27 protein-coding genes are annotated in these 25,706 nt (G+C 66.7%); 13 read left to right on the forward strand and 14 right to left on the reverse strand.

Annotated features, from left to right (window positions below; all coding sequences use genetic code 11):
• From KL788_RS03660 to KL788_RS03680, 5 genes are all read left to right on the forward strand, one after another.
• Positions 1-2,442: a S8 family serine peptidase gene (locus KL788_RS03660; protein WP_293168590.1), complete on the forward strand. Its 2,442-nt coding sequence runs from the start codon at positions 1-3 to the stop codon at positions 2,440-2,442.
• 192 nt (positions 2,443-2,634) lie between these two features.
• Positions 2,635-2,871 (forward strand): hypothetical protein, encoded by a 237-nt coding sequence (locus tag KL788_RS03665; RefSeq protein WP_293168591.1) that lies wholly within the window; start codon positions 2,635-2,637, stop codon positions 2,869-2,871.
• Between the two features lie 263 nt (positions 2,872-3,134).
• On the forward strand, positions 3,135-3,434 hold the full coding sequence (locus KL788_RS03670) for a hypothetical protein (protein WP_293168593.1): 300 nt from the start codon (positions 3,135-3,137) through the stop codon (positions 3,432-3,434).
• A gap of 43 nt (positions 3,435-3,477) precedes the next feature.
• Positions 3,478-3,753 carry a hypothetical protein gene (locus tag KL788_RS03675; protein WP_293168595.1) on the forward strand — a complete coding sequence of 92 codons (276 nt, stop codon included), beginning with the start codon at positions 3,478-3,480 and terminating at the stop codon, positions 3,751-3,753.
• On the forward strand, positions 3,746-4,087 hold the full coding sequence (locus tag KL788_RS03680) for a ribbon-helix-helix domain-containing protein (protein ID WP_293168597.1): 342 nt from the start codon (positions 3,746-3,748) through the stop codon (positions 4,085-4,087). Before KL788_RS03675 ends, KL788_RS03680 begins: the two co-directional genes overlap by 8 nt.
• 39 nt (positions 4,088-4,126) lie before the next feature.
• Here the strand turns inward: KL788_RS03680 and KL788_RS03685 are convergent, their stop codons facing one another.
• Positions 4,127-4,393 carry a hypothetical protein gene (locus KL788_RS03685; protein ID WP_293168599.1) on the reverse strand — a complete coding sequence of 89 codons (267 nt, stop codon included), beginning with the start codon at positions 4,391-4,393 and terminating at the stop codon, positions 4,127-4,129.
• Positions 4,394-4,850: 457 nt separating this feature from the next.
• Between KL788_RS03685 and KL788_RS03690 the strand changes: the two genes are divergently transcribed.
• The 3 genes from KL788_RS03690 to KL788_RS03700 all read left to right on the forward strand — a co-directional run bounded on the left by KL788_RS03690 (position 4,851) and on the right by KL788_RS03700 (position 6,045).
• Positions 4,851-5,318, forward strand: coding sequence for a hypothetical protein (locus KL788_RS03690; RefSeq protein WP_293168601.1), 468 nt, complete (start codon positions 4,851-4,853; stop codon positions 5,316-5,318).
• A gap of 123 nt (positions 5,319-5,441) precedes the next feature.
• Positions 5,442-5,729: a toxin HicA gene (locus KL788_RS03695; RefSeq protein ID WP_293168602.1), complete on the forward strand. Its 288-nt coding sequence runs from the start codon at positions 5,442-5,444 to the stop codon at positions 5,727-5,729.
• Complete coding sequence (locus KL788_RS03700; protein ID WP_293168604.1) at positions 5,722-6,045, forward strand: type II toxin-antitoxin system HicB family antitoxin; 324 nt, start codon at positions 5,722-5,724, stop codon at positions 6,043-6,045. Before KL788_RS03695 ends, KL788_RS03700 begins: the two co-directional genes overlap by 8 nt.
• Positions 6,046-6,071: 26 nt before the next feature.
• On the opposite strand, the gene KL788_RS03705 is transcribed toward KL788_RS03700, so the two are convergent.
• The 8 genes from KL788_RS03705 to KL788_RS03740 all read right to left on the reverse strand — a co-directional run bounded on the left by KL788_RS03705 (position 6,072) and on the right by KL788_RS03740 (position 12,747).
• Complete coding sequence (locus KL788_RS03705) at positions 6,072-7,793, reverse strand: nuclease-related domain-containing DEAD/DEAH box helicase (RefSeq protein WP_293168606.1); 1,722 nt, start codon at positions 7,791-7,793, stop codon at positions 6,072-6,074.
• Between the two features lie 59 nt (positions 7,794-7,852).
• Positions 7,853-8,929, reverse strand: a complete 1,077-nt coding sequence (locus KL788_RS03710; protein ID WP_293168608.1) for a glycine-rich protein — start codon at positions 8,927-8,929, stop codon at positions 7,853-7,855.
• Between the two features lie 124 nt (positions 8,930-9,053).
• Complete coding sequence (locus KL788_RS03715; protein ID WP_293168609.1) at positions 9,054-9,608, reverse strand: hypothetical protein; 555 nt, start codon at positions 9,606-9,608, stop codon at positions 9,054-9,056.
• A 107-nt stretch (positions 9,609-9,715) separates the two neighbouring features.
• A complete protein-coding gene (locus KL788_RS03720) occupies positions 9,716-10,360 on the reverse strand; it encodes a hypothetical protein (protein WP_293168611.1) in 645 nt (214 codons plus the stop codon).
• A 79-nt stretch (positions 10,361-10,439) separates the two neighbouring features.
• Entirely contained in the window at positions 10,440-11,129 is a 690-nt protein-coding gene (locus tag KL788_RS03725; RefSeq protein ID WP_293168613.1) for a DarT ssDNA thymidine ADP-ribosyltransferase family protein, read from the reverse strand.
• A 146-nt stretch (positions 11,130-11,275) separates the two neighbouring features.
• Entirely contained in the window at positions 11,276-12,103 is an 828-nt protein-coding gene (locus KL788_RS03730; RefSeq protein ID WP_293168615.1) for a DUF429 domain-containing protein, read from the reverse strand.
• Positions 12,100-12,495 (reverse strand): type II toxin-antitoxin system VapC family toxin, encoded by a 396-nt coding sequence (locus tag KL788_RS03735; protein WP_293168617.1) that lies wholly within the window; start codon positions 12,493-12,495, stop codon positions 12,100-12,102. The genes KL788_RS03730 and KL788_RS03735 overlap by 4 nt, the downstream gene beginning before the upstream one ends.
• A 3-nt stretch (positions 12,496-12,498) precedes the next feature.
• The gene (locus tag KL788_RS03740) at positions 12,499-12,747 is read right to left on the reverse strand and encodes a type II toxin-antitoxin system Phd/YefM family antitoxin (protein ID WP_293168618.1); all 249 of its coding nucleotides are present in this window, start codon (positions 12,745-12,747) and stop codon (positions 12,499-12,501) included.
• Between the two features lie 120 nt (positions 12,748-12,867).
• On the opposite strand from KL788_RS03740, the gene KL788_RS03745 reads away from it, so the two are divergent.
• Positions 12,868-13,743, forward strand: a complete 876-nt coding sequence (locus tag KL788_RS03745; RefSeq protein ID WP_293168619.1) for a DUF4190 domain-containing protein — start codon at positions 12,868-12,870, stop codon at positions 13,741-13,743.
• An 88-nt stretch (positions 13,744-13,831) separates the two neighbouring features.
• On the opposite strand, the gene KL788_RS03750 is transcribed toward KL788_RS03745, so the two are convergent.
• From KL788_RS03750 to KL788_RS03770, 5 genes are all read right to left on the reverse strand, one after another.
• A complete protein-coding gene (locus KL788_RS03750; protein WP_293168621.1) occupies positions 13,832-14,758 on the reverse strand; it encodes a DnaJ domain-containing protein in 927 nt (308 codons plus the stop codon).
• Between the two features lie 38 nt (positions 14,759-14,796).
• Positions 14,797-14,961, reverse strand: a complete 165-nt coding sequence (locus KL788_RS03755; RefSeq protein WP_293168623.1) for a hypothetical protein — start codon at positions 14,959-14,961, stop codon at positions 14,797-14,799.
• Positions 14,962-15,072: 111 nt separating this feature from the next.
• The gene (locus tag KL788_RS03760) at positions 15,073-17,133 is read right to left on the reverse strand and encodes a glycosyl hydrolase (protein WP_293168624.1); all 2,061 of its coding nucleotides are present in this window, start codon (positions 17,131-17,133) and stop codon (positions 15,073-15,075) included.
• 23 nt (positions 17,134-17,156) lie between these two features.
• Positions 17,157-17,900 carry an HlyD family efflux transporter periplasmic adaptor subunit gene (locus KL788_RS03765; RefSeq protein WP_293168625.1) on the reverse strand — a complete coding sequence of 248 codons (744 nt, stop codon included), beginning with the start codon at positions 17,898-17,900 and terminating at the stop codon, positions 17,157-17,159.
• Positions 17,897-19,594, reverse strand: a complete 1,698-nt coding sequence (locus KL788_RS03770; RefSeq protein ID WP_293168626.1) for a glycosyltransferase family 2 protein — start codon at positions 19,592-19,594, stop codon at positions 17,897-17,899. The genes KL788_RS03765 and KL788_RS03770 overlap by 4 nt, the downstream gene beginning before the upstream one ends.
• A gap of 214 nt (positions 19,595-19,808) precedes the next feature.
• Between KL788_RS03770 and KL788_RS03775 the strand changes: the two genes are divergently transcribed.
• From KL788_RS03775 to KL788_RS03790, 4 genes are all read left to right on the forward strand, one after another.
• Positions 19,809-22,049 (forward strand): S9 family peptidase, encoded by a 2,241-nt coding sequence (locus tag KL788_RS03775; RefSeq protein ID WP_293168627.1) that lies wholly within the window; start codon positions 19,809-19,811, stop codon positions 22,047-22,049.
• A gap of 85 nt (positions 22,050-22,134) precedes the next feature.
• On the forward strand, positions 22,135-22,875 hold the full coding sequence (locus KL788_RS03780; RefSeq protein ID WP_293168638.1) for a Pr6Pr family membrane protein: 741 nt from the start codon (positions 22,135-22,137) through the stop codon (positions 22,873-22,875).
• A gap of 291 nt (positions 22,876-23,166) precedes the next feature.
• Positions 23,167-24,039, forward strand: a complete 873-nt coding sequence (locus KL788_RS03785; RefSeq protein ID WP_293168640.1) for an aminodeoxychorismate lyase — start codon at positions 23,167-23,169, stop codon at positions 24,037-24,039.
• A 34-nt stretch (positions 24,040-24,073) separates the two neighbouring features.
• Complete coding sequence (locus KL788_RS03790; RefSeq protein ID WP_293168641.1) at positions 24,074-25,435, forward strand: maltokinase N-terminal cap-like domain-containing protein; 1,362 nt, start codon at positions 24,074-24,076, stop codon at positions 25,433-25,435.
• The last annotated feature ends 271 nt before the right edge of the window (positions 25,436-25,706 follow it).

Here is a 25,706-nt window from a genome sequence, read left to right on the forward strand (position 1 = left end):
ATGCCGGACGGCCCGATTCAAGTAGTGCTAAGGCCAGAGTCGTTCCGCGAAGACCGCGCACGCCAAAACGGCGGAGGCGCACGCAAGGACTTCTACCGCGACCAAGACCACGAGTTCTCGCTCCACCGCGACGAGATTGCTCGGGTGATCCGCGTGCTCATCTCCAAGAGTGCTCACTCGAGGCGCGTGAACGTCACGGTCCTGATGCGGCCCGACGCCCTTGCGAAATCTCATCGCCCGTTTCAAAGCTTGTTCAGACAGACGCGCGCATCCCATGTGGGAACGGACGACTATGGCGAGCTCATCTTCGCGGTGACTCCAGCGAACCTTCGGAAGATCCTTCAACTCGTCGAAAGCGCGGAGACCGACGTTGCTTGGCGGGTCGACACGCTCGGGGTGCAGCGATACGCTCCGAGCCCAATGCGCACTGAGGTCGGAGCCATACAGAACATCCGAGAGTGGTCGCCGGCAGACGCGCGCGGTTTCACGCTCGACGAAGCAGAGGAGTGGCTCAGCGAAAACCCGTCCACCCGTGCCGAAGTCGAGCTCTTCGACATTCCGGCGCACGGGTCGCTTCGCGACGAAGCTATCGAGGGTATTAGGCAACTCGCTACGCGCACTCCAACTTTCAGCTCGCTGTTCGAGCTCTCTGGCGCGGCACGCGCTGTGCTCGGCGCACAGCCCGCGCTCGAGCGCCCAAGGCCACAAGGGGTCGCAGCGGTCCGATCTCGAGCGATCGACTCGAGCGCCTTCCGCGAGGAACTCGCGCGTCTCGAGGCAAGCGCGCTAGTCAAGCGCGTGGCGCTCGGGGATGCCCCGGCCGCCGTATCTGACGACACCGAGCCAGTCATCGGCCAACATCAGGGCTCTCCGCGACGAGATGGCGCAGCTCGACCCGTCATCGGCGTGATCGACGGCGGTATCGATTGGCAGGACCCCGGCACCGCGGGTTGGATTGTGGGGCACAACGACTACATCGCACCCGAGCATCGGTCGGTTCGAAGAGTGGTCCACGGCACTTCCATTGCATCACTCATTGCGATCGGAGCCGACCTCAATCCCTCTCTGCTTGACGTGGCAGAGGATTGCCGGGTCTACGACCTCGGCTTATTTCCTGCCGAAGAGTATGTGGCCGACTACTACCCGACGCCGCTGGAGGACTTCATCGACGTCCTTCGCGAGAGCGTCCAGCGCGCCAAGTCTGAGCAGGGCGTCCGCGTGTTCAACCTGTCTTACAACTTCAGACGAGCGCCCGGCTCGTCTTTCTTCTCGCCCATCGCCCGGGAATTGGACCAAATCGCGAACGATCTCGACGTGATATTCGTCATATCGGTCGGCAATCTTCCCGAGACCGAGATTCGTGAGGAGTGGCCCAGCGCGGAAGGCGACGTCGTAGCGATGATTGCGCGAAGCCGAGCACGCGATGGACTTGGCGTGCCCGCTGAAAGCATCGCCAACGTAAGCGTCGGTGCAACGAATCCTCCTGGAATGGCCACGGGGATTGAAGGGGCGCCGACGAGGTACACGCGTCGCGCATCGCCCGTGCCATCGGCGCTGAAGCCGGACTTCGCCGCACCTGGCGGCGGAGTCCGAGTGAACCGCGGCGACTCATCGGGGCTTCGAGCTCTGAACTCCGTCGGGAACATCATCGAGGTGGAGGGAACGAGCTTCGCTTCGCCGCTAGTTGCCCGCTATCTCGCTTCGCTCGACGAGGCAATCACCGGGGACGTTCCTCGCGAGGTGCTACTCGGCCTCGCCACTCACCATGCGCAACTACCGCCCGTCTTGCGGCGCTCAGAAACCATTGCCGACCTCGCGACATCCTTTGTCGGCCGCGGCCTGCTCCCATCGGTAAGCGAGACCCTCGACGGCGCCGCCCACCGCATGACGATCGTTCTCAGCGACATCATCCAGCCGAGAAAACGCGTCATGTTCCCATTCCGGTGGCCCGACTCACTAACTTCGACGGACGGGAAGTGCCGCGGCACCATCAAGCTGACGCTCGTTTCACAACCGAAACTGAACCATGCGCACGGGAGCGAGGCCGTGCGCATAAACCTCGACGGATCCCTGAAGCAGCTCGACCCTCGCAGCGGTTCCTTCGGGAGCCAGGTTCGCCCGAGTCACGAATTCTTCTCCGGGTACACATATGCAAACGAGCGCACGCTCATGACGGAGCTCGGCAAGTGGTTCCCGATTAAGTCATTCGAACGAACCATGCGGGGCGTGGGCAGATCTTCAGACTGGCTTCTCGAGATCGGTTACCTCACTCGGGCGTCTGAGTTGCTGCCGGAGCAGGGCGTTCGCTTCGCGGCAATTCTCACGATCGAGGACCCCGCGGGCGAAGCGCCGGTACACGACGAAATGCGAGCCTCGCTTACCACGATCGGCGTCGCACTCAACGACCTACGAGCTTGGACAAATGTCGGTGTTCGCACTTAGCCCGACTCAAGCCTGGCCCACTGGCGACCAATCCATTGTCACGACGATGTCACAAACGCTCCGACGCGTGACCGTCTAGAGCAACACTCAGGAGTACGTCGATGACCGAAGTACGGGTTCACACCGGACGCCCCCACACTCTGAAAAACACCCTCGCACGCCCCGTGATAACTGACGCAAGAAATGGGCCCGGTGGTCTTCCTCATTGGCCAGTCATACGGCGAGAGCGCGCCGGAAGCGCTCTACGTGAGCCCGACCGGCTCCACCTACCTCGATAGCGACGGCTTTGTAATGGTCGGAGGCGGCAGCTGGATTCGGACCGGGTTCGAGGTACGGCCCGACGGGACCTACACGATCACCATGACGGGCATGCAGGTTGGCACCCCCGCAGCGCTCGACTTTGCCGCAGGAGTCATCGAACAGCGCTGAAACGTCCCTGCCGCATTTCCGACGCCCATCAACGCGATCGATTCTGCCGGTCAACAGTCGTGCCCTAACGCGAGAACCCCGGGCCCCGGGATGGCACAGGAACTCTCGGGGTTGACTCTCATTCTCGACGCATCGGGCGACGTTGTGAGTGCACCGAGGGCCGCAGAAGGAATCGAGAGTTGTTGCCACGGCCCGCGACTGCGTCGCCTGTCACATTGTCGGTGCAACCCGGTAGCCTCGGGCTCACCACGGAAGGAGCATCCATGCCCCGTCGTTTTCTGGTGGAGCGCGCTGGCGAGCACTTTGATCTCGTCGAGTCGCCTGCGCCGAGCGAACATCACCTGCAGGAGGTCATGAAGATGAATCCGCAGCTCATCCCCGCCGACGACCTCGGGCTCGACGGTGACCTGCTCGTCATTGGGCGTGAGACGTCGCTGGCATCCGGATCCATCGACTTGCTGTGCCTCGCCTCGTCGGGCGACGTGGTGCTCGTCGAGTTCACGACCGGGCCGCAGAGACCGGCTCAGGCCGGCATGCCTGGGCCACGGTTCTGTAGCCTGTAACTGTAGCCTGTAACTGTAGCCGCATTAAGTGTACCGTTGATTCATGCCGCCTCGTTGGGAGACGTCAAGCGACAAGCACGGTGTTGCGCGTCACGACCAGATTCACGCAATCTTGCATGCGACCTACGTTGCTGACTTGGGGCCGAACGACGACGGCGGCGAGATCCGTTTGTACATCGGGCCCGAGCATGCACAAACCGACCGCGAACTAGAAATTTTGGTCAACCAGTTCACCGACGGCCGCGAGGCCTCCATATTCCATGCAATGCAACTCGGCCCGAAGTTCCGCCGTTACCGAGAGGAGAACCCCCATGGTTGACACCAACTACGACGAACTCGCCGCTCGTCTCACCGACCCCGCGACGCCACTCCCGGCACCGAGCTCGGTTCTGACGGGCGACGCGGCGGCTGCGGAAGGCCGAGCATTTTTGCTGCGAGAGTATGGCAGCGAGGAAGCCCTGCAGCGGGCGCTGCGACCGGGTCGGCGCCGCGTGGGCGCACCCAGTGGAGAATCCCCCACCGTGCGAGCCAGAATCTCCGACGAAGACTTCGCGGCCTTCAAGCTCTTAGAGCAACGCACCGGCAAGAAGCAAAGCGAACTCGTGCGCGAAGCCGTGCACCTGCTGCTGGCGGAACACAAGATCGGCGCCTGACGGCGCTCCCGCACTCTCAGGGTCGATGGTGCCCAAGAACTAGCGGGCACCACCGTCATCGAATCCGCCGAGTTCGTCGAGCTCAGCGCGCGATAAGCCGGTGATCTCAGACACCATCTCTGGCAGGGTTCCGTCGAGGCGCGCAAGGGACGCACGCACGGCGGCAGCGAGTTCGGCTCGGTGGTTCTCGACATACTCGCGAACCGAGATGTCGACCAGGTCTTTCTTCGTGCGGCCGAAGTAGTGCGAGGCCTCGTTCAGAATTCGATCGGTTTCTGGCGAGACCTTGAGCGGCGCGGTGGCCATGGTGAGACTCCTCGGTATCGTGGTACCCAAGTACCGTAGCTCACTAGGCTTCGCGGCAACAGAGAGTCTTGCCCTTACCCAGAGGTGCCCAACGTGCTCGGCCATGCTGGTGAATGTCGACATCGCCTCGATATCTCGACATGATGGTGCAATGCCCTCAGAGCCAATTCGGCACGAACCAGGGCCCCGCGACTGGACACCCGTTGGCTGGGATAGCGATCCCGTCGAGCTTCCACGCAATCGAGCGCGACCGCCGAGCAGAGGCAAGACCGCAGGCCCGATGACTGCGACAATTCTCGGAGTCGCAGCCGTTGCCGTTGGTGCATTCGCTACGCCAAACGCTGATGGATCAAGCACTGTCGTTCTGTCGACCATCGGCTTGCTCGCGATCATCGTCGGAGTCGCGACGTGGCCCCGAGGTGCTCATCGAACCGGGTGGCGGCGTGTGCTCTCGACCATGGGCATCGCGCTGGGCGCTCTCGCGCTCGTGTCTACGTTTTTCACCGTGGCGAACACGACGTGGCATACGTCCTTTCCGACGTTGCACGACGCGACTCGCGCCGCCCTGCAAGAACAACCTGCAGACGAGAGCACATCGCCCGTTCTTCTCGGCCCCCTAGCTGACGCGGACATAAGGATCGCGTCAGTCGAAGAGGAGCGGGTGTACCTCACCGAGGTGTTGACCAGGGCAAGTGCACTCATCGGCCCTATCGCTAGCGGCGACGCATTGCCCGCCTTGGCGACAAGCACGGCCAGCTACCCGCACACCACCGCCGATGGTCTCGTCGCTATCGGGTCGATTAGCCACTTCGACGCTGGCTACTCCGCTGGCCCAGCTGGCGGCTACCTGCTGACCTTGACAGGCAAGGTGTTTGGCACAGTTGCGCAGTTCGACTCGTTCACCGGAACGATCACGCTCAGATAGACCACGGTGCTCCTCCCCAGTCGAAGCGACATGAACCCAATAGAGGGGGCGCACCCCGGCTGAGTTCGAGACTCACTCGGTGTGGCACGGTATCGCCACACGAGCCACAAGGCGGTACCATTAGTGACACCACAACGAAAGATCGATCGCGTCGTGCAGCGGATGCGCACCTCGCCCGCCGCAGTGAAGTTTCGCGACCTCGAAACGGTGTGCCAGCACTACTTCGGGCCGCCGCGGCTGTCGTCCGGTAGCCACCGCATCTTTGCAACCCCGTGGCCGGGAGACCCTCGCGTCAACATCCAGAACGACCACGGGGCCGCAAAGTCGTACCAAGTTCGTCAGGTGCTCGCCGCGATCGATCAGCTGGTCGCAGCCAGGCAAGAAGACACGACGGAGGACAACGATGCGTGACGATCACTACACCTACCGCGTCTCGTGGTCGCCGGACGACCGTGAGTATGTTGCGACCGTCGTCGAGTTTCGATCCCTCTCGTGGCTAGCACCCGACCCTGCGGCAGCGTTGCTCGGACTCCGCGCCCTCGTCGCCGAGGTCGTCGACGACCTGCTGGCGTCGGGTGAACCGGTGCCCGAACCTCTCGCAGAGCGGCAGTTCAGCGGCGAATTCCGCCTGCGCATTCCCCCCGCGCTACACCGCGCGCTCGCCATCGAGGCAACCGAACAAGGGGTAAGCCTCAACCGGCTCGTCAGCGCCAAAGTCGCGATCTGACTCGGCAACCGCCGACCAACTCACGGTCACTGCACCTGCTCGAGCACCACAAGCCGATCGGTCGCGCGCGACGCCCCCACATAGAGCAGATCGCGGTGGTACTCCTTCGACAGGTCGACATCGGTCAGAATCACCGCGGGCGCCTCAAGGCCCTTGAACTCATGGATGCTCCCCCACCGAATGCGCGTCGCGTCGCCAATGCTGGCGCCGAGGCGTGAGGTGAGGCGGGCATCCGCCGCCGGGTCGGCGATAGCCTGGCCGCCAGCCGAGCGCTCGCGGGCGTAGGGCGACAGAATGACCAGCTCGCGCACCGTGAACGGCTCCGACAGGATGCGCTCCACGGCGTCGGCGAGCAGGCGCTGCTGCTCATCCATGGTGGTGAAGGTGTGGCGCTCGACCGAGACCTGGTCGTCGTCGCTGCGGCGGTGCTCGCTGTAGAGGGTCGGCTCGCCGATGAGCTCGGCCACAAAACGCGCCACCTCGGGGGTCGTGCGCACGTTCGACCGCAACTGCAGGGTGACGAGACCTGGGATGCGGCGCAGCACGGTGGCACGAGCATCCGGAACCTCATCGCCTGCTTCGTGGCGGCGGTAGATGACCTGGTGGTCGAAGTCTCCGGTGATGAAGACCGGCGCGCGCTCGAGCCCGCCCACGAGCAGTGCGTCGAGCACGTCGAGGTACTGCTCGAGGGCCACGTCTTGCGCCTCGTCGACGACGAGGTAGTCGAACTGAGGCCCCAGCTCGAGCGCCGCCTCGAGCGCCTGCTCGGGCAGGGTCTGGTCGTACCACTCGGGCTCGACGCGCCCGCTCTCGAGCTTGCGCCGCGCCTCGTTGCGCCCCGCGTGCCGGTCGACCACCTGCGCCATCAGCGAGTGGATGCGCCGCACCTCCACCCCCTCACCGCACAGTTCAGCGAGCCGGGCTTCGATGAGGCGATTGAACACGACGACGAGGGTGCGCTGTTTGTTTCCGGATGCTCGGCGCGCGGCCTCGGCCGCCACCCACGTCTTTCCCGAGCCGGCGGGCCCCTCGACCAGCAGCCGCGGGTTGGTTCCGACCACGTCGAGAATCTTCACCTGCTCGTCGGTGAACTGGGCCTGCTCCTTCTCGCGTCGGCGGGCGAGCTCCTTCGCGCTGAGCTCGGCGACGAAACGTGGAGTCAGCAGCTCGACGATGCGGTCGGTGTGCGGGGCGTCGGGTTGGGCGGCGACGCGGCGGTATCCGCTGATGGTCTCGGAGAGGTGCGCGCTGGCTTTGTTCAGGGTGCGGATGATCGCACTGGGCGCCTTGTCACCCACCAGATCGGCGGCATCGAGCAACTGCCAGTCGTGCCAGCCGATGCTGGGGGTGATCTTGCTCTTGCTCAGCTGCGTGAGCCACGCGGCGTGAAAGATCGGGTAGCCGACCGGCCCGGCGCCCTTTGACTGCAGGTATTCGATGATGGAGTGCTGCGCGCCCGAGGCCTGCTCGAACGGGCTGCGGGTGACCCAGTCGCGGTTGCCATAGCGCCAGCGTCCGTCGCCGTCGGCTTCGATGCTCTCGTGCGACTTGACCTCGATGACGAGCACGCCGTGCCCGGGCGCGACGACGACGAAGTCGGCTTCGCCCTGCACCTGGCTGACGTGGTGGGCGATCTCGAGCGAGTGGAAGACAACCCAGTCCTCGGGCGCGGCGCGGAGTGCCGCGAAGACCGCATGTTCCCCCGGCGGGGCGTCGTCGCCGATCGTCGGCGGAATCATGCGGGCCATGAGGTGAGCCTATGTCGCGGGTGTGCCACGCGACGCGGTTGGCCCCCTCGAGCGTCTGGCTATGAGACCGTGTCGGCCCGGCGGCCGCGCCACACAACGATGGCCCCGAGAACGACCAGCGCGAGCGCAGCGAGACCCGCAACGCCGAGCTCGATGGCGGTGCCGGTCGCGGCGAGCTCAGAGTCAGGCTCGGACGCCGCGGGCTCGACGTAGCTGATCGAGGCGAATCCGTTGCCGACATTGTTGGCGAGGCTCAGTTGCGTGGCGCTGGCGATGAGGAAGCCGGATCCGCCACCACCGCCTCCGCCGTTGACCGCCTCGAGAGTGGGGTCGAGAGAGGCGTTGTATTGCGATTTTCCTTGACCGCCGGCGTAGTAGCCGCCTCCGCCGCCAGCGCTGAGACCTTCGACCGGCTCCGACGCGGAAGACGGGTCGGTAGGTGGAGCCGTCGTGACGACACCAGCAACGACCGCCGCCGGATTGGGTGACGGCTGGTTGTAGCCAATCGGGCCAGTCGGGACGCCGTTGACAACCACGTCTCCGCTCACCCCAGGACCGCTCGTCGTGGCGGCGCTCTGCGGCGGGGGCGAGGCGACCTCGCCCGGGGCGGAGCCGGATTGCGCCGAGAACCCGCCGGCCCCGCCTGAGCCACACACTTCGTTGGTGACTCCTGACGCGGCGCAGCGGAAGGATGCTCCGCCACCACCGGCGACCACGAGCAGGTCACCGTCAGCCGTCGCGACCGCGCTGCCTTCACCGCCGGTCATGAGCGGCGTCGTCACGCCTTGAGGGCCGATGAGCACGAGCAGGGTCTGCCCCGGCGTCACAGGTACGCGAGCGGTGATGGCACCACCCGGTCCGCCGGTGGCGGGGGTCACGCTCGCCCCCGAGCCCGCCGCGAGCTCGACCGTGACCTCGCTGACGCCTGCTGGCACGGTCCACTCGGTCTGCACCCCACTCGGCAGGTAGGGAAAGGTGACCGTGATGGTGTCGCCGGGGGCCGCCGCGGCCGTGACGGCCTGCATCGGCAGAGCAGGGCTCACCATCACAGCGATCGCAGCAGCGGCCACGGCAGCACGAGCAACGCGCGAGTTCTTGAGACTGAGCGCCGGTGCGCTCCGGGTCACCGACGACATGAGGCCGATTCTATGCAGAGGGTGTGGACCTGGCCAATCGCGGCAGGCGCTCTCTGTTGCGGGAGTGTGCCGCTCGTGGCATGTGCCGCGAACGGCACACAGCCTCAGCAGACAACCCCGCCCGTCAGCACTCGACGAGTTCGTCAGGAATCGTGAACGTGAACTGCAGCATCAGCGACTCTGTCTCACCCTCGTTCACGACGAGACTCGCCCCCGAGAGCGTGCCGCCGTTCACCGTGAACGTGGCGTTGCCACCCTGCGACGACCACGTGCCTTCGGGCCCCTGATAGTCGACGAAGTTCGCGTTCACGCCCGACTGCTCTTGCGTGTAGGCGAAGAACAGCACCTCATCGCCGTCACTCGACTGGCCAATCGCGATCGCATTGAACGTCTCGGTGACGAGATCGCTCGACTGCAGCGGCTCGCAGTTGACGCTGTCGATGACTGTGTACGTCGACGTGCCCGCGGTGATCGTGCCGAGGTCGGCATCCGCAGCATCGCCGTTGTCCGCGTTCTCGTCGCCATCCCCGTCTGTCGGCGTCGAAACCTCGGGGTCAGTCGACGAGGTCTCAGTGTCGGCATCAGCGCTCGCGCACCCGGTGAGGGCTACGGCGAGCAGGCCGACGATGAGGGGAACCAGGGGCCGCAGTGCGCGGTCGTGGGCGATGGTCGAGCTCATGAGATTCCTCGCTTCGTGTCGTGTCGGGAGTCCTGTACCTTCCACCTTCCCGACTCCAACGCCGAAACGCAAGGAATTGACAGCTTCTTGCCGTCGAGCGAGCGGCCCTAGCCGAGCAACTCCGACTCGAGAATCAGGTCGTCGAGCGCGGGCTCTTCCGGGCCCTCGCACTCGGGGCCAAACGGGGCCTCCGTGACCTCGACGCCCACGAACGGCGGCGGCACGATACGGCCGTCGCCGGCCTCGAACATCTCGAAAATTTCGTAGATGCCATACGCGCTGATCGGCACGACTACCTCGACCACCCCGAACTCGCCCACCGTCGCCTCGAGGGGATCTGCGTCGGTGCCCGGCACGAGCAACTCGAGTTCAGTGCCCTCAGCGGCGAGCTCGCCGTCGTCGGTCATGAGAACAGTCGCCCACCAGATGAACGACGGGCTGTCGGCGAAATCGGGGGCGGGCGTGTGCCGCACCGCCGTGCACCACGTTTCAGGCGTGACGTAGCCGGCGAGAGTCTCCTCCGGTTCGGGCTCGGGCTCGACCGTCTCTTCCGGAGTCGCCGTCGGCTCGGCCTCGGGCTCTGCGGCGGGCGAAAACAGACCGAGCACGGCTGCGATGATCAGGGCAATGATGGCGAGCAGCAACACGACGATGGTCCAGACGAGCGGCGCGCGACTCTTCGGCTTCACCGACGTCTCGCCGTTGTCGGCGGGCGGCGGGCTTGCCGCGGCAGTCGAATCGTGGTCGGTCATGATGCCTCCTCGGGTCACGTGCCCCCGAGGCTACCTGCGAGGCCGACGACCGTAAAGAGTGCGGCAGACCGCGGTCGCTCTACTCGCCGACGTGCGGCACGAACCACGGCGGATACACCGCGACCTTGGCCGTGGCACCCGCCGACTTCAGCAGCGCACGCACCTCGTCGCGGCGGCGGTCGTTCGCGACCGCCACCAGAGCGACGCGGTCGAGCGGCACCGAGCCGGGCAACAGCGCCTCTGCGGCCTGCAGAGCCCAGGGGGACGATGCAGCGCGAGCGAGCATCCGGTCACGACCCTCGGGGCCCGAACCGAGACGCGTCAGCTTCGCCGCAGCGTCGCCGTCAGAGACCACCAGCTCGTTCGCGACAGCCTCGATGTCGACACCCAGCACGACGAAGTCGACGGTCGATGCGGCGCGCGCTTCATCGCTCCAGGTCGGACCCGCGGCCCCGTCTTGCACCTCGCCCCACCAGGTCGCGAGCGGGCTCAGCGAGAACGCCACACAGTCGTGCACGCTCACCTCGTCAGTCACGGGCGCCGACGCGCGCAACTCGTGCGTGATATCGCTCGCCAGGCGCAGCGCGGGCTCAGCGGTCGCCGACGGCCGCAACTCGCCGGCCTCGAGAATGAGCGGCAGGTTCGAGATGTGGGTCACGTGGAAAATGCGGTGCGGCAACGCCGGCGGACGCACCTCGGCGGCCTTGCCTGTGGCGCCCGGGGCCGGGGTGCGCAGGCTGCGCGCGGCCGTGCGAGGCGTGCGCTTCACCGGCAGCGGAACCGCAGGCGGAGCGGGGGGAAAACAACTGGCGCACATTCCCGGCTCGAAACCGTGAATGCACTCTTCCGTCGACGACCCAGCCACCCAGCACTCCCTCACAGGGGCTCCGCAAAACGCGGGTATCCCCCAAACCTCTAGGCTACCGCGCCGAGCTGGTCGAGCGAGACGGTCGGAATCGCGATCCAGCCCTCCACCTCGGCGAGCGCCCGCTGATGGGGGTCAGGCGGGATGCTCGCACCCCGTACGTGCGCGAGCGCAACCAGCGCGGCCAGCACCGCATCGAGTGCATCGGCCGAGGTCGTCATGCGGGTGCGGTGCTCGCCGAGCTCAAGCCAGGGGGCGGACTGCTCAAGGTCGGCGATGAGGGCGCGGCGAGCATCCGTCGACTGCTTGTAGCCCGCAGCCGTGAGCCCCCACACGCGCAAGGCCATCGCGGGGTAGACCTCGACGACGGCGCTCGGATGCGCTCCCGAACGGTTGGCGACCCGACCATCGGCGGCAAGACGCTGCAGCAGCACGGCGCAGCGCAGCGCGGTCATGCCGAGCCGGTCGGTCGCGACGCTCAGAGGCCGCGCTCCCGTGCGCTCGGTGACGACGCGGTCGGTCTCGCGGTACGCCAGTCGGCGGCGCCAGGCCAGGTCGCCCGTCGCCGGCAGTGCTGCCGGGTCGTTCGCACCCGCGAGCGCAGCCGTGGGGCCGGCGGGCTGAACGCCGCCGACCGCGGCAGCTGTCTCGACCGCGCCCGAGTGCCGCGACACGAAGTCGACGAAGTCGCGCGGCCAGCCTAAGGCGCAGTCGATGCCGATCAGCTCGACCTCGCGGGTCGCCCGCACGATGGTCTCGTCGTCGACGCCGAGCTGCAGCGACTCGAGCGCGAGGGCTCCCCCACTAGCGCTGAGCACCGCGAGCGCCGTGCCCGCCGCCTCCGCCGCCAGGTCGACCCCCGCGACCCGCGCGATCATTGCGCCTCGACGATCGCCACGGCGAGCCCGTGCGCGGCGCGCTCGAGCCGACGATCATTGGTCCACAGTGCAGAACAGCCAGCCTTTTGCGCTGCGGCCAGGTGCAGGGCATCCGGTGTCGAGAGACTGTGACGAGCGCGCAACTCAGCGGCCCGCACGAAGACCTCCTCATCGAACGGCGCTCGACCCGTGGCGTCAAGTGTCGCGCGGTAGTAGTCGACAAGCGCCAGATCACCACGCTTCAGCGGCCCCGTGAGGCATTCCATGACCACAAGCGGCGAGATCACGATTTCGTCGTCAGCGTGGTCGGCAAGCGCCTGTCGTGCGGTGCGCCCCCGCTCGCCGTCGTCTTCGACCGCATAGATGAGGATGCACGAGTCAAGATAGATCACGTCCTACGAGCCCCAGCTCTCGCGAGCATCAAGAATGTCGGCGTCGATCTCGGCAGCACTGCGTGAGCTGGGCGGCGGATTGCGCACGAGCCGCTCCGCGAGCGCTCCTCCCGTGAAGCGCGGCTGCTCGACCGGCACCAGGCGCACTACCGGTCGGCCGCGCTTCGCAATCACGACATCATCGCCGTTCTCGGCCGCGGCAACGAGCTTCGAGAGGCTGTTGCGGGCATCCAGAATATTGATCGGCTTCATCAGCTCGCTTCCAGCAGTCGCAGTCTGGCGTTGTTTCCTAGCCAGAATATCAAGGTTCTCAACGAGAGCCCCCAAGTGAGGGATATCCGAATGTCTGGCCTCCCCCCTAAAGTCAGATTCATGAATGAAGAACCCACCTCAGAAACGCCCGACAGCACCACCCCACCCCCTGCCGTCGAGACGCCCGCTTACACAGCGCCCGTCGCGTCGGCCTCAACGCCCGGCAAGGGCATGGCCATCACGGCACTCATCATCGGCATCGTGGCGCTTCTCGGTGTCGCCATTCCCGTGCTCAACGTGTTCTCGGCGATCCTCGCCGTCGTAGGTCTGGTCCTCGGAATTGTGGCCCTCTCGAAAGCAACCTCGAAGGGCTTGCCCCTCAGCGGCGTCATCGTCTCGGGGCTGGCACTCCTGCTCTCGATTGTCTTCATCGTGGTCTACGTGACCGGTTTCACCAACGCAGTGAACGACGTGCGTGACGACACATCAATCATTGATGAAGAACAGACTGATGCAGAGCCTCAGGCCCCCGAAGAGCCCGCCGAGGCTGAGCAAGGAACTCGGGACAACCCCGCACCGCTCGGAACAACCATCGAGGTCTCCGAGTTCGGCCAGCCGATCTATGAGCTGACCATGGGGCCGTCGACGCTCGATGCCACCGCGCTCGTGCTGGCCGAGAACCAGTTCAACGAGGCGCCGCCCGAGGGCTTCCAGTACGCGCTCGTGCCGGTGACGGTCACCTACATCGGAGACGAGAGCGGTCTTCCGTGGGTCGACTTCACTATCGAGTTCGTCTCCGCGGCAGGAACCACACACACTGAGAGCGACTCATTCGCAGTCGCGCCCGCCCCGACCTTCATGGACATCAACGACCTGTTCACCGGCGCATCGGGCACGGGCAACATTGTCATCCTCATCCCCACCGAGAACGCCGCAGGCGGTACCTGGGCGGTCTCGACGCTCTTCGGAGACCCGTTCTTCTTCACTGCCGAGTAGCGACCGCGCACTTGCGAGGAGTCAGTCGTGCGGATTCACCATCCGCACGACTGACTCTCTTCGCGATGCCGACGTCTCATTGCACCCCTCACACGAAGCGCACGGCCGACTGCAACCGCGTGCGCACCTCGAACAGGTCGGTGCCGCCGACTCCGACCCCGGGCAGCCCCGTGCGGATGGCGTTGACGAGGCGCGAGCGCTGCAGCAGCAGGCCCTGGGCCCCCCGCACGGTGCCGAGCTCAGTGAGCGACTGCGCGGCCTGATCGTCTTCGACGACGATTGCAAGGGCCGAGAACTTCACGCGCCCCGCCCGCGCGAGCACGCGCGCCCTCGAGCCCAGCAGTGCGAGCGGCTTCTCGCCGGGCGCCAGGCCCTCGCCGATGACCTCGCCGCGCTTGACCGACACCGCGGTGCCCCAGTCTTCACTCAAGACCGCCCATAAGCCCGTCGGCCCGAGCACGACGTGGTCGAGCTTGTCGTCGCGCGTCGACCCGGCAAGCACGTCGTGCCAGATCGTGAAACCCATGCCGAGGGTCGCCAAGGCCGCGGCCGAGCGCTCTTCGGCGATCGCCGCCGCGAGCAGGTGACGGATCTGCCGGGGTGCCGAGCGCACGAGGGCATCGTCGAAAGGGTCGGGCAGGTCGGCTCCGCGACCCACCCACTCGCGGATGTGGTCGAGGTACTGCTCGCGATACCACCCGCCGGGGTGGCCGTGCGACTTCGCCGAAGGCCGCGAGTCGTAGCGCTGCGGGCCCGAAGCCCCGCCGCCCGACTGCGACCAGGCGCGCGACACAGAGCCAGCATCCGCCCCCGAATCGTAGGCGTTGCGCGCTGACGGCGAGCCGACCCGCTGCCACGCCCGCTGCACGGCGTCGAACTGCGCAGCCGAGCCGCCCGTATCGGGGTGGGCTTTGCGAAGCGCTACCCGGTACGCCCGTTTGAGTTCGTCGTCTGACGCCGTCGGCGAGACCCCCAGCACCTCATAAGGGTTGGCGGCCAGAGGTGAATCAGACATGGTGGGGCCAGCCTAGGGCCCCACCATGAACAGGGTTCTCAGTGGGCGAAAGCCGGTTCGAACCCCAGATCACCCGGCGGCAAGAAGTTCAGCAGCACCACGATCGTTGCCGTGGCGAGCACGAAGATCGTCGACGCGATGATGGCGAGGGCCACACTGAGTCGAGATGTCGTCTGCTGCGGCGCTTCGAGCTGTTTGTTCATGAGTACACCCCCTGGAAAGCTAGTTAAGGTAGGCGGGCGGCGCGGAGCACACCACCCCCTGGACGAGTCGGCGAGAGTGGTTCATAATGCCGCTGCGCCGCCGTGCCGCCGTCATCGCTGCGCCATGATGAACGCCAGCAGGTAGCTGCGCGAATTGCCGTCGTCGATGCTCGACAGCGGCAGGTCGCGTGCGGCCTCGAGCGCGAGCTCGGCCTGCTCGCTGCCCGCGAGCGCCTGGTACATGAGCAGGTAGTCGGCGAACTGCGGCGCCGGCCCCTGCGCGGTAGCCTCATCGATATTGGCGAGGATGCGCTCCGGATCGCCCGCGAGCGACGCCGAGGTGCCCGGCCGCATGGGCAGCAGTTGAATGCCCAGAATGGCCGCGGGTTCGGGACTGAACCAGGTGCCGTAGTCGCGCTTGCCATCCCACACGATGCCGACGACGGAGCGGTCGAAGCCGTCGTACGGCTGCGTGGTCGTATCGAACTGCGTGTAGTAGGTGCGGGCGGAGTGCGACTCGAGGGCGAGCATCCACCGCGCCTGCTCTTCCAGGGCCGCATCGCCGGCGACGGCGCCCCACAGCGCGAGCGAATGGTGCGCCGCGACGGCCTCCGAGCTCGACTCCTGGTTGTTGCCGTCGGCGAACGGGGAGAAGCCCGACGCCCACGAGTGGCCCGAGTACGGGTCGAACGCGCGACGGGTCGGAAGACTCTCGCCACCCGAGCTCGCGATATCTGCAGCGAGCAGCGAGATCATCGGCCGCAGCTCGTCGACGAGTTGCTCGTCGACGAGTTGCTCGTCGACCTGCCCCTCGTCAGTCAGCGAGGCCACGGCGGCCGCGTAGATGAAGCTGCCGTAGTGGAAGTGGTGGTCGTTGAACTCGTCAGAGCCGAACGATGGCACCTGGCCGACGATGCCGCGCAACTCGGGGTCGTAGACGAAGCAGCGGTCAGCACGAGACTCGCAGCCGTCGAGTTCAGCCCACGTGCGCAGTTCTCCCACCAGCCGCTCGCGCAGGTCGTCAGCGATGCCGGGCTGCTGCAGCTCGTGCGCGAGAGACAACAACGTGGCGATGCGGGCGAGAGCCTTGCCACCGAAGTACGTGTCCGCGGGCAGGTCGGGAATCGTGGAGGCCTCGAGCTTGAGAACCTCGACAAGTTCATCTCGCTCGGCCTCGGAGATTCCGCTCAGATCGAGACTGCTCAACGTCTCGACGTCTGACCCCGCCGAGACCGGCACCGAGTACGACAGCTCAGAGCCGCCCCACAGGGTCATCGACCCGTACGTCGTCAGCACCTCGCCTAGCGCACAATCGGTGGCCACGTCGTTCTCGCGCTGGTGAGGCAGTGCCCCGATGATCGTGGGCGAATCGTCGGCGGTGCGATACCTCAACGTTGTCAGGGCTTCGTCTCCGTCGACGCTGTACTGCACGTCGACACCGACGATCGGGCTCGACGCGAGCGGTGCGATGTCGTCGACACTCGAGCCCTCGGGCACGACTGCCCACGTGGCCGAGGCGCCCTCGGGCAGGCGCAGCGTGCGCCCTTGCCCGTCGAGCTCACCATCGGCAGCGACGAGCGCATACTCAGCGTCGACGACGCGTGCGCGCCACACGCCCGGTTCGTCCGCGGGTTCGAACGACGCGCCCAGTTCGAGTTCGTGCTCGACCGCAGCGCGATAGCCCACGATGGGCGAGCCGCGCGCGATCGTGACGGTACCGAGCTCGACGTCGCTGTCGTCGAGCATGGCGGTCGCGACCGAGACCTCGTCAAACCCGGTGACGAGCGTCTGAGCAGCGCCGACATCGACCGCGATGTGCGCGACCGCGGGCGCCGCGATCAGGCCCGGCTGCGTGGTCACCGAAGGCACGCCGAAGGAGAACCCGCCGTCGGTGAGCGCGAACGACAGTGGCAGCGGAAAGACCGGCTGCGGTTCATCACCGAACACCATGCCGCTGAACCAGCGATTGGTGGGCGGCACCAGGTCGTCGGCGAGGCGCTGCATCGATACGGATGCGAGCGAGTCACGCGGCACCTCATCGAGGTACTGGGCGATCTCGGAGTCAGGCAGCACGACGCGGCCATCGTCCGCCGCCGGCGCGTCGTCCGGCGGCGCGGCTGCGGAGCACCCCGACAGCACCATCGTCAGCGCGATGGTGAGGGCGGTGGCCATGCGGCGCTCGTTCATCGCCGCGCTCACAGGTCGAGGGCGGTGCGCACATCGGCGATGAACTCGCGAACGGCATCGGTGAAGGCGGCCAGGGCGTCGTCGTTGCGCAGGTCCATAGTCGCGTTGACCGGGGTGCCGGGCAGGATGAAGTTGTCGAGCTCGTCGAACTGCCGCTGGTCGATGAGCACCGTCACGACAGCGATCGCGTCGCCGTCAGCGGTCGTCGTCTCGACCGGGCCAGCCTCGCCGATCAATTGAGTGCCGTCAGGCAGCGCAACAACGACCTGAGCGCCCTCGTAGATACGTGCGAAGTCAGTCGGGGTGAGGCGGAACTCGGCGGTCACCGACAGGGTCTCGGTAGCGGCAATGGAGGCGATCGACGCACCGGCCGGCGCATAGGCACCCTGCGGAACCTCGACATCCAGCACAATGCCCGTCACAGCCGAGGTCACCGTGAGGGTGCCGTCGGCATTGACGCGGTAGACCTCCGTCGACTGCACCACCAGGTCGTCGTTCAGGTCACGCAGCAGGTCGTTGCTCTGAATCGTTGCGATCGGGTCGCCCGGGTTCACAAGGTCGCCGCGCGAGACGAACTGTTCGACTACGGGGCCGGGATAATCGCTGCCGACGCCGTAGTTGACGGCGTCGATCTGCGCCGAGGTCGCCGTGGCTTCACCTTTGCGCTGCGAGAGCGCGACCGTGAGGGCCGCGACGAGAGCGACGACGAGAATGGTGCCGAAGAACAGGCGAAAACGGGTCGACCAGGTCATGAGGTCACTTCCTTCGTTGAGCGTGCGGTGGCGGCCATGCGAACGCTGCGACGTCGCGCGGCCCTGTCGGCCAGGCGGATGCGCCGCGCCTCGATCACTGCCGTGATAATGAACGCGCAGATGATGAGGGTGTTGGTGACGTTCCAGGCGGTCGCGAGCGTCAGGGCACCGTTGCCCAGGTCTTTGTAGATGGCGACCACCGACGTCAGGGCGAGGAAGACGAAGAAGAGCGTCTGGGGCACCATGTAGTTGAACGGCGACTGCCGCTTCCGGGCGCCGCCCGTGACGTGCCAGCTCTTACGTCGGCCGGTGATGACGTTGATGAGCGCGCGCAGGTAGATCGGAAACGACACGGCGGCGAGCATGAGCGTCTCCCAGCGGAACGACCCCATGGTCGCGAAGGCCAGCAAGATCTGAAGCCCGTAGAAGCCGAAGTAGAAGGCGAACCACTCGAAGGGCGTGACCCCCAGGTTGACCGGCCGAAGATCGAAGAAGATCTCGAGAGGCGGCACCATGAGCAGCATGAGGGGCACGATGCCGATCAGGTAGTGCGTCGCGGTCACCAGGTACTGGATGCGCTGATCAGGGGTGAGCCGCCGCCGCCGGCTGAGCGGGTTGTGGGTCAGCAGAATCTCGAACCCTCCGGTCGCCCACCGCATCTGCTGCTTCGTGTAGTCCTCGATCGTCTCCGGGGCGTCGCCGACCGCGAGAGTGATCGGAATGTAGACCGATGTCCACCCGCGCTCGTGCAGCATGAGGGAGGTCCAGACGTCTTCGGAGAGCGAGTCGGTGTAGATGCCCCCCACGTTGTCGATGGCCGTGCGCCGGAAGACGACGTTGGTGCCGACACAGAACGCGGCGTTGAAACGATTGCGACCCGGTTGCACGAACCGGTAGAAGAGCGATTGCATGAACGCCGCACCCCGAGCGATGAGGGTCGTGTGATTGCCGTAGGTCTGCGGCGTCTGCACGAACGCCACCTTCTCTTCGACGAAGAACGGCACGGTCTCGATGAGAAAGTCGTGGGCGGGTACGAAGTCGGCGTCGAAGATGGCGAAGTACTCTCCGGAGGTCACGCTCAGGGCGTGGTTCACGTTGCCCGCCTTGGCGCCGTTGCTGCTGAGTCGCCTGATGTAACGGGCTCCGAGCCGCGCCGCGAGTTCGCGCACATCGTCAGAGCGCCCGTCATCGAGAATCCAGGTCTCGTGCTGGCCGTGCATGGCGAGCGCCGCCGTCGCCGTGCGCTCGATCACCTCGAGCGGCTCGCCATACACCGTGATGAAGACATCGATCGTGACGGGTGCTTCGTCGATGCGCAGCGGCTCGCTCTGCGGAACCACATGGGGGCGTTCGCCGAGCGAGTTCACCGACTGCACGATCTCGCGCTGCGTGCGATGAAACGCGAAGCCGCGGGGGTCCTGGCCGCCCGACAGAATCGTCCACAGCGAGACGAGCGCATGACTGATCAGCACGACCTCGGCGATGATCACGAGCACGAAGGGCAGCAGATCGCCCCTGTTCTCGGGGTTGAGGAGAAAGATCGAGTACGCGAGCGCACCGAGCAGGGCGAGCACGATGAACAGCAGCACCGAAGGCGAGTTGATCGACGCGTTCACGGGCGTGTGCGCCACTGGCTCGTCGATCGAGTACCGTCGGCCGACTGCGGGCTCAGGTCGTGTCGGGGTGGTCACCATGGGTCTTCTCTTTCGCTGGGTACTGGCGCAGAGCGGGGTCAGGGCTCAGAGAGACGGCGACGGCGGCGACTCACGGTGCCGTGCCATCGCGGGGGTCGCGTGCACAGCGGCATGACTGTCAGCGGGCCACGCTAGAAGAGCGGGTCGAGCCGCACCACCCCCTGGACATCTGGGCGAAGATGAGTCATCATGTGGCGCCGCTTACGCTGGTGGAGTGAAACACGCCCCCGAGCACTCGTCCGACACACACCCGCTGCCCGCACCCCGCCCTGCCCAGAAGCCCACCCGCCGCGAGCACCACGGCGACGTCGTGATCGACCCCTACGAGTGGTTGCGCGAGAAGGAGAGCCCCGAGGTCATCGCTCACCTCACGGCCGAGAACTCCTACGCAGATGCTCGCATGTCGCACCTCGAGGGCCTGCGCGACGCCATCGTCGGCGAGATCACGGCCCGCACGCAAGAGACCGACATGGGCATTCCCGTGCGGGAAGGCGACTGGTGGTACTACGGCCGCACGGTCGAAGGGCTGCAGTACGGCATCCAGTGCCGTGTGCCCGCAGCGCCGATCGACCCCGCGAACCCCGACGACCCCGCCGCCTGGGCTCCCCCGCCGCCCTTGCCCGACCCGAGCCAGCCGCGCGACGGCGAGCAGATCGTCATCGACAGCAACGTCGAAGCCGAGGGGCACGACTTCTTCTCGCTCGGCTCGCTCGACGTGAGCGATGACGGCAACTGGCTGCTGTTCGGGGTCGACACCGAGGGTGACGAGCGCTACACCCTGCGCGTCCGCAGTCTCGTTACGGGCGAGACGCTACCCGACACGATCGAGCAGACCGCGGGCGGGGCCTTCTTCGACCCGAGTGGGCGCTACGTCTTCTACTCGACCGTCGACGACTCGTGGCGACCCGACACCGTGTGGCGGCACCGCGTCGGCACCGACCCGGCCGACGACGTCGCCGTCTTCCACGAGCCCGATGACGGCTTCTGGGTGGGCGCGGGCCTCACCCGCAGTCGCCGCTACCTCGTGATCGAGGCCTCGAGCAGCATCACGAGCGAAGCCCGCGCGCTCGATGCGTCGACCCCCGAGGGCGAGTTCGAGATCGTCTGGCCGCGCCGTGCCGGAGTCGAGTACGACCTCGACCATGCCGTGATCGACGGGCGCGACCTGTGGCTCATCACCCACAATGACAGCGCTCCCGACTTCCAGATCGTGGCGGTGCCGACGGATGCTCCCCTCGCGCCGCCCGAGACCCTCATCCCGCACGAGGCCGGTCGTCGGGTCGAGGGCATCGATGCCTTCTCGCGCTTCCTGGTGCTCGACTACCGGCGCGACGGCCTGCCGGCCACGGCGATCGCGCACCTCGATGGCTCACCGCTCACCTTCAGCGACATCGTCGTGCCGCTCGCCGACGATGCCAAGCTGCTCAGCATCGGCGCCCGCGGCAACCCCGAGTGGAATCAGCCCACGCTCCGCATCGGCTACGCGAGCTTCACCGAGCCCTCGACCGTGGCAAGTCTCGACGTCGCGCGGCTCGCCGACGGGGCCGCCGCGGTCACCGTGCTCAAGCAACAGCCCGTGCTCGGCGGATACTCGTCGGCTGACTACACCGAGCGGCGTGACTGGGCCGTCGCCCCCGACGGCACGCGCGTGCCCATCTCGCTCGTGTGGAAGAAGGGGCTGGCACCGCGACTCGATGGCGACGAGAAGGCTGAGCCGAACGCGCTGCATCTGTATGGCTACGGCAGCTACGAAGCCTCGATCGACCCCGGCTTCAGCATCCCGCGCCTGTCGATGCTCGACCGCGGCGTCGTCTTCGCGATCGCGCACGTGCGCGGCGGCGGCGAGCTCGGCCGTGCCTGGTACGAGCACGGCAAGACGCTCACCAAGACGAACACGTTCACCGACTTCGTGGCCGTGGCACAGCACCTCGTCGACACCGGCGTGACGGCACCCGACCGGCTCGTCGCCGAGGGCGGCAGCGCGGGCGGGCTGCTCATGGGCGCCGTCGCCAACCTGGCTCCACAGCTGTTCGCCGGCATTCTCGCCGACGTGCCGTTCGTCGATCCACTCACGAGCATCCTCATGCCCGAGCTGCCGCTCACCGTGATCGAGTGGGACGAGTGGGGCAACCCGCTGCACGACGCCGAGGTCTACGCCTACATGAAGGCATACTCGCCCTACGAGAACGTCACCGAGCAGCACTACCCGCGCATTCTCGCGGTCACGAGCCTCAACGACACGCGCGTGCTCTACGTCGAGCCGGCCAAGTGGGTCGCGCGCCTGCGCGATGTCGGCGCCGACGCCGTGCTGCGCTGCGAGATGGAGGCCGGGCACGGCGGCGTGAGCGGCCGCTACTCGGCGTGGAAGCAGCGCGCCATCGAGATCGCCTGGCTGCTCGATGTGCTCGGCGTGACCGACAGCGACACGGCCCTCGCCGCCCCCGTCAAAAACTGAACTCGAGCGCAGAAAACCCGATCAGACGAGGGATGCTCGCCAAAAAGATGCGTGCGCATTGACGAATCTTGCTACCGTCGATCAAGTGAGTGCGCCCTCCCCCCTCGGCGAAAAAGCCGCAGCCGCCCGTCTTTCCACCCTTCGACACATCGCCGGAATCATCAGTCTCGTCGCCGGTCTGATCATTCTTGCCGCGCTGATCACGCAGATCACCGATCAGATCTCCGTGGGCCGTTTCGAGCCGACCGAGTACTTCGCGTTCTTCACCATTCAGACCGCGATGATCAACATCGTCGTGCTCATCGCCGGCGGCATCATGGCCCTGCGGCTCGATCGCGACACCCGTCTCTACACGGCCATTCGCGCGAGCGTGTTCTCGTACGCCATCGTCACGGGCGTCGTCTACAACCTGCTGCTGCGCGATGTGCCGAACGCCGACGGCTACGTGGGCCCGGTCTGGCCCAACGAGTCGCTGCACGTGTGGATTCCGATCTACATTGCCCTCGACTGGCTGCTCACGCCGGGGCGTGTGCGCATCGGCTGGAAGACTCTCTGGCTTGCCGTGAGCTACCCGCTCATCTGGGTCGGCGTCACGATGCTGCGCGGTGAGTTCACGGGGTGGTACCCCTACCCGTTCCTCGAGCCTGACGGCCCGAACGGGGTCATGGGCGTCGTCACCTACGTGGTTGGCATCGCCGCGTTCATCATCGTCTTGGCCGCCCTCGCGGTCGTCATCAATCGAGTGCACACACGCGGTGTGCGCGGGGTCGGGCACGGCCGCCGCAACACCGGAGAGATACCCGTTGTGCGCGCAGACTTGCGCTGACGCGTTGCGCGCCATTGGCGCTTTGCGTATGTAGGAAACGTGACACTGATGCACCTTTGTCGGTGCAGTGGTGTGCACTGAGCATATGAACGACACCGCCCCTGGGCCGGGAGTGGCGACGTGTCCGCGATGCGGAACCGACGGAGCACTCCCCCTGCATTACGGCTATCCCGAGCCGTCCCACATTCGCGCAGCTCTGCGCGGCGAGATCGCCCTGGGCGGTGTCGTGCATGACGCAGACCCGCCGGGCTTCGAGTGCCGCAGCGACGACTGCGGGTATACCTTCAGCGCATGACTTCTGCGCACCTGCTGCTCGTCGTGCACTCGGGGGCCGACGCGGCTCCGCACCTTGTCGAGGCCAATGCCGAGCATCCGCAACTGGCCGTCATGGATGTCGCGGCGACGCGCGGCGACGGCATCTTCGAGTCCCTCAGCGTCGTGCAGGGCAACCCGCAGGCGCTCGAGGCGCACCTCACGCGCTTCGAGCGCTCGGCGCGCATGCTCGACCTGCCTGCACCCGATCGCGGCATCTGGCGCGATGCCATCATCGCCGTGGCCGAACGTTTCGCCGACCACGACGAAGCCTGGGTGAAGACCGTGCTCTCGCGCGGGGTCGAAGGGCAGCCGCTGCCGACGGGCTGGGTCTACGGCGCTGTGTCGCCCGACTTTCGGCGCGACCGCACCGAAGGGCTGAGCGTCGTGCTGCTCGACCGCGGGTACCGCAGCGACGTAGCGCAGTCAAGCCCCTGGCTTCTTGCGGGGGCCAAAACCCTCTCCTACGCGGTGAATCGCGCGGCCGTTCGTGAGGCGCAGCGGCGCGGCGCAGATGACGTCGTCTTCGTCTCGACCGACGGCCTGCTCCTCGAGGGGCCCACGTCGACTGTCATCGTGCAGCGCGGCGAGCGCTGGTCGACGCCGCCCGACGATCTCGGCATTCTGCCCGGAACCACGCAGGCAGACCTGTTCTCCGCAGCATTTCAGTGGGGTCTCGAGGCCGTCGTCGAGCCGCTGACCCCCGATGACCTTCGCGCTGCCGACGCGGCGTGGCTGGTCTCGAGCGTGCGGCATGCCGCCCCCGTGCGGGCGGTCGATGGCGTGCCGATGGCGGTGGATGCTGCGCTCACGGCAGCGATGAATGGCTTCTTGCACGCCCGACGCACCTGAGTGCCGCCTCACGCGCCGTGTGTAGGGTCGAAGTATGCACAGCACGCTGGAGTGCCTCACCGACTGGATGTCTCGCCAGCGGTGGTACGCGGGCAAGGGGCGCATTCCCGAGCTCGCCGAGGTCGGGCGCGAAGAGTGGCCGTGCGCCGACCCGGATGCTCGCATCGTCGTTCTGCTGGTGCGCGACATGGCCAACAATCCGCCGTCGCTCTACCACGTGCCGCTCGTGTTGCGATCGACGATTCCGCGCGGCTCGGGCCGCACGTTCATCGGACGCGATGAGAACGACGACTACCTGTTCGACGCCGCGCACGACGAGACCTACACGCACGAGCTGCTCGCCCGGCTGGGCGTGCAGCGGGCCGATGAGTCGTCGCGCGTGCACACGGGCGAGCAGTCGAACACCTCGATCATCTTCGATGCGGGCGACGATGCGCCGCTCGTCGTGAAGCTGTTCCGCCTCGTGCACGCGGGCGAGAACCCCGACGTCGTGTTGCAGTCTGCGCTCACCGCCACCGGCAATCGTTCGGTGCCGCGCATGCTCGGCTCGCTCGAAGCGACGTGGGTCGACCCGCTCGGTTCGCACACGCACTCTGACGAGCCGTCAACGGGCCACATCGCGTTCGCGCAAGAGTTCGTGCCTGGCGTGCGCGACGGCTGGCCGCTCGCGCTCGAAGCGGCGGCCGCCGACGAGTCGTGGGCAGACGATGCCGAACGGCTCGGCCGCGTCACCGCCGAGGTGCACACAGCGCTCGCCGAGTGCCTGCCGTCACGCCAGGCGTCGCTCGGCGACATCGTGGGCTTCGTGGCGGGCTGGTACCAGCGGTTGGCGATCGCGACCTCTGATGTGCCCGAGCTGCGCGAGTTGCGTCCGGCGATCGAGGCGGTCTACGACGCCGCGCGCGAGGCGGCGTGGCCGCCTTTGCAGCGCATCCACGGCGACTTCCACCTCGGCCAGGTGCTGCGGCGCCCCTCGGGCGAGTGGCTGCTCGTCGACTTCGAGGGCGAGCCCCTGCGGCCCCTCGCCGAGCGGGCGCGCGTCGACTCACCCCTGCGCGACATCGCCGGCATGCTGCGGTCGTTCGACTACGTGGTGGGCTCGCTGCGCAACACGGCCGCGATCTCGGCGGCCGCCGCTGTTGCAGACCCTGTCGCGGTGCTCGGCGAGCCGGCGCGCGCCGAGTGGGCGCGCACCGCTCGCGAGTCATTCCTGGAAGGGTACGCGGCCGCGAGCGGCATCGACCTGCCTGCCCACCGCGCTCTCCTCGACGCGTTCGAGCTCGACAAGGCGGTCTACGAGGCGATGTACGAGGCGCGCAACCGACCGTCATGGCTGCCGATCCCTCTCGCTGCCGTCGCCGCCCTCGCCGCGCCCGAGCGCGCCGTGCACCGCTGAGCCCCCCGCCCCACCCGCTCACCGCCCTGCGGAAGCCCACGTTTCTGTGACGTCGAGCGCAGGTGACCCGGTGCACCCACTCAGCGACTCGTGAACTCAAGGAAGCACAGCGTCACCCGATCCTGTTCTTCCTTGGGTTCACGAGTCTCTCGGGGTGATGCACCCACTCGTCTCGCACGCGGTCACTCCTCCACGGTGAGGCTGAACTGCGCCCCTGTCGGAAATTGGCCGACTGGGGCCTGATGTCGCCGCAGGGAGAGTGACACTGTCT

The sequence above is a fragment of the Microcella sp. genome, from assembly GCF_019739195.1.
Classification (GTDB): domain Bacteria; phylum Actinomycetota; class Actinomycetes; order Actinomycetales; family Microbacteriaceae; genus Microcella.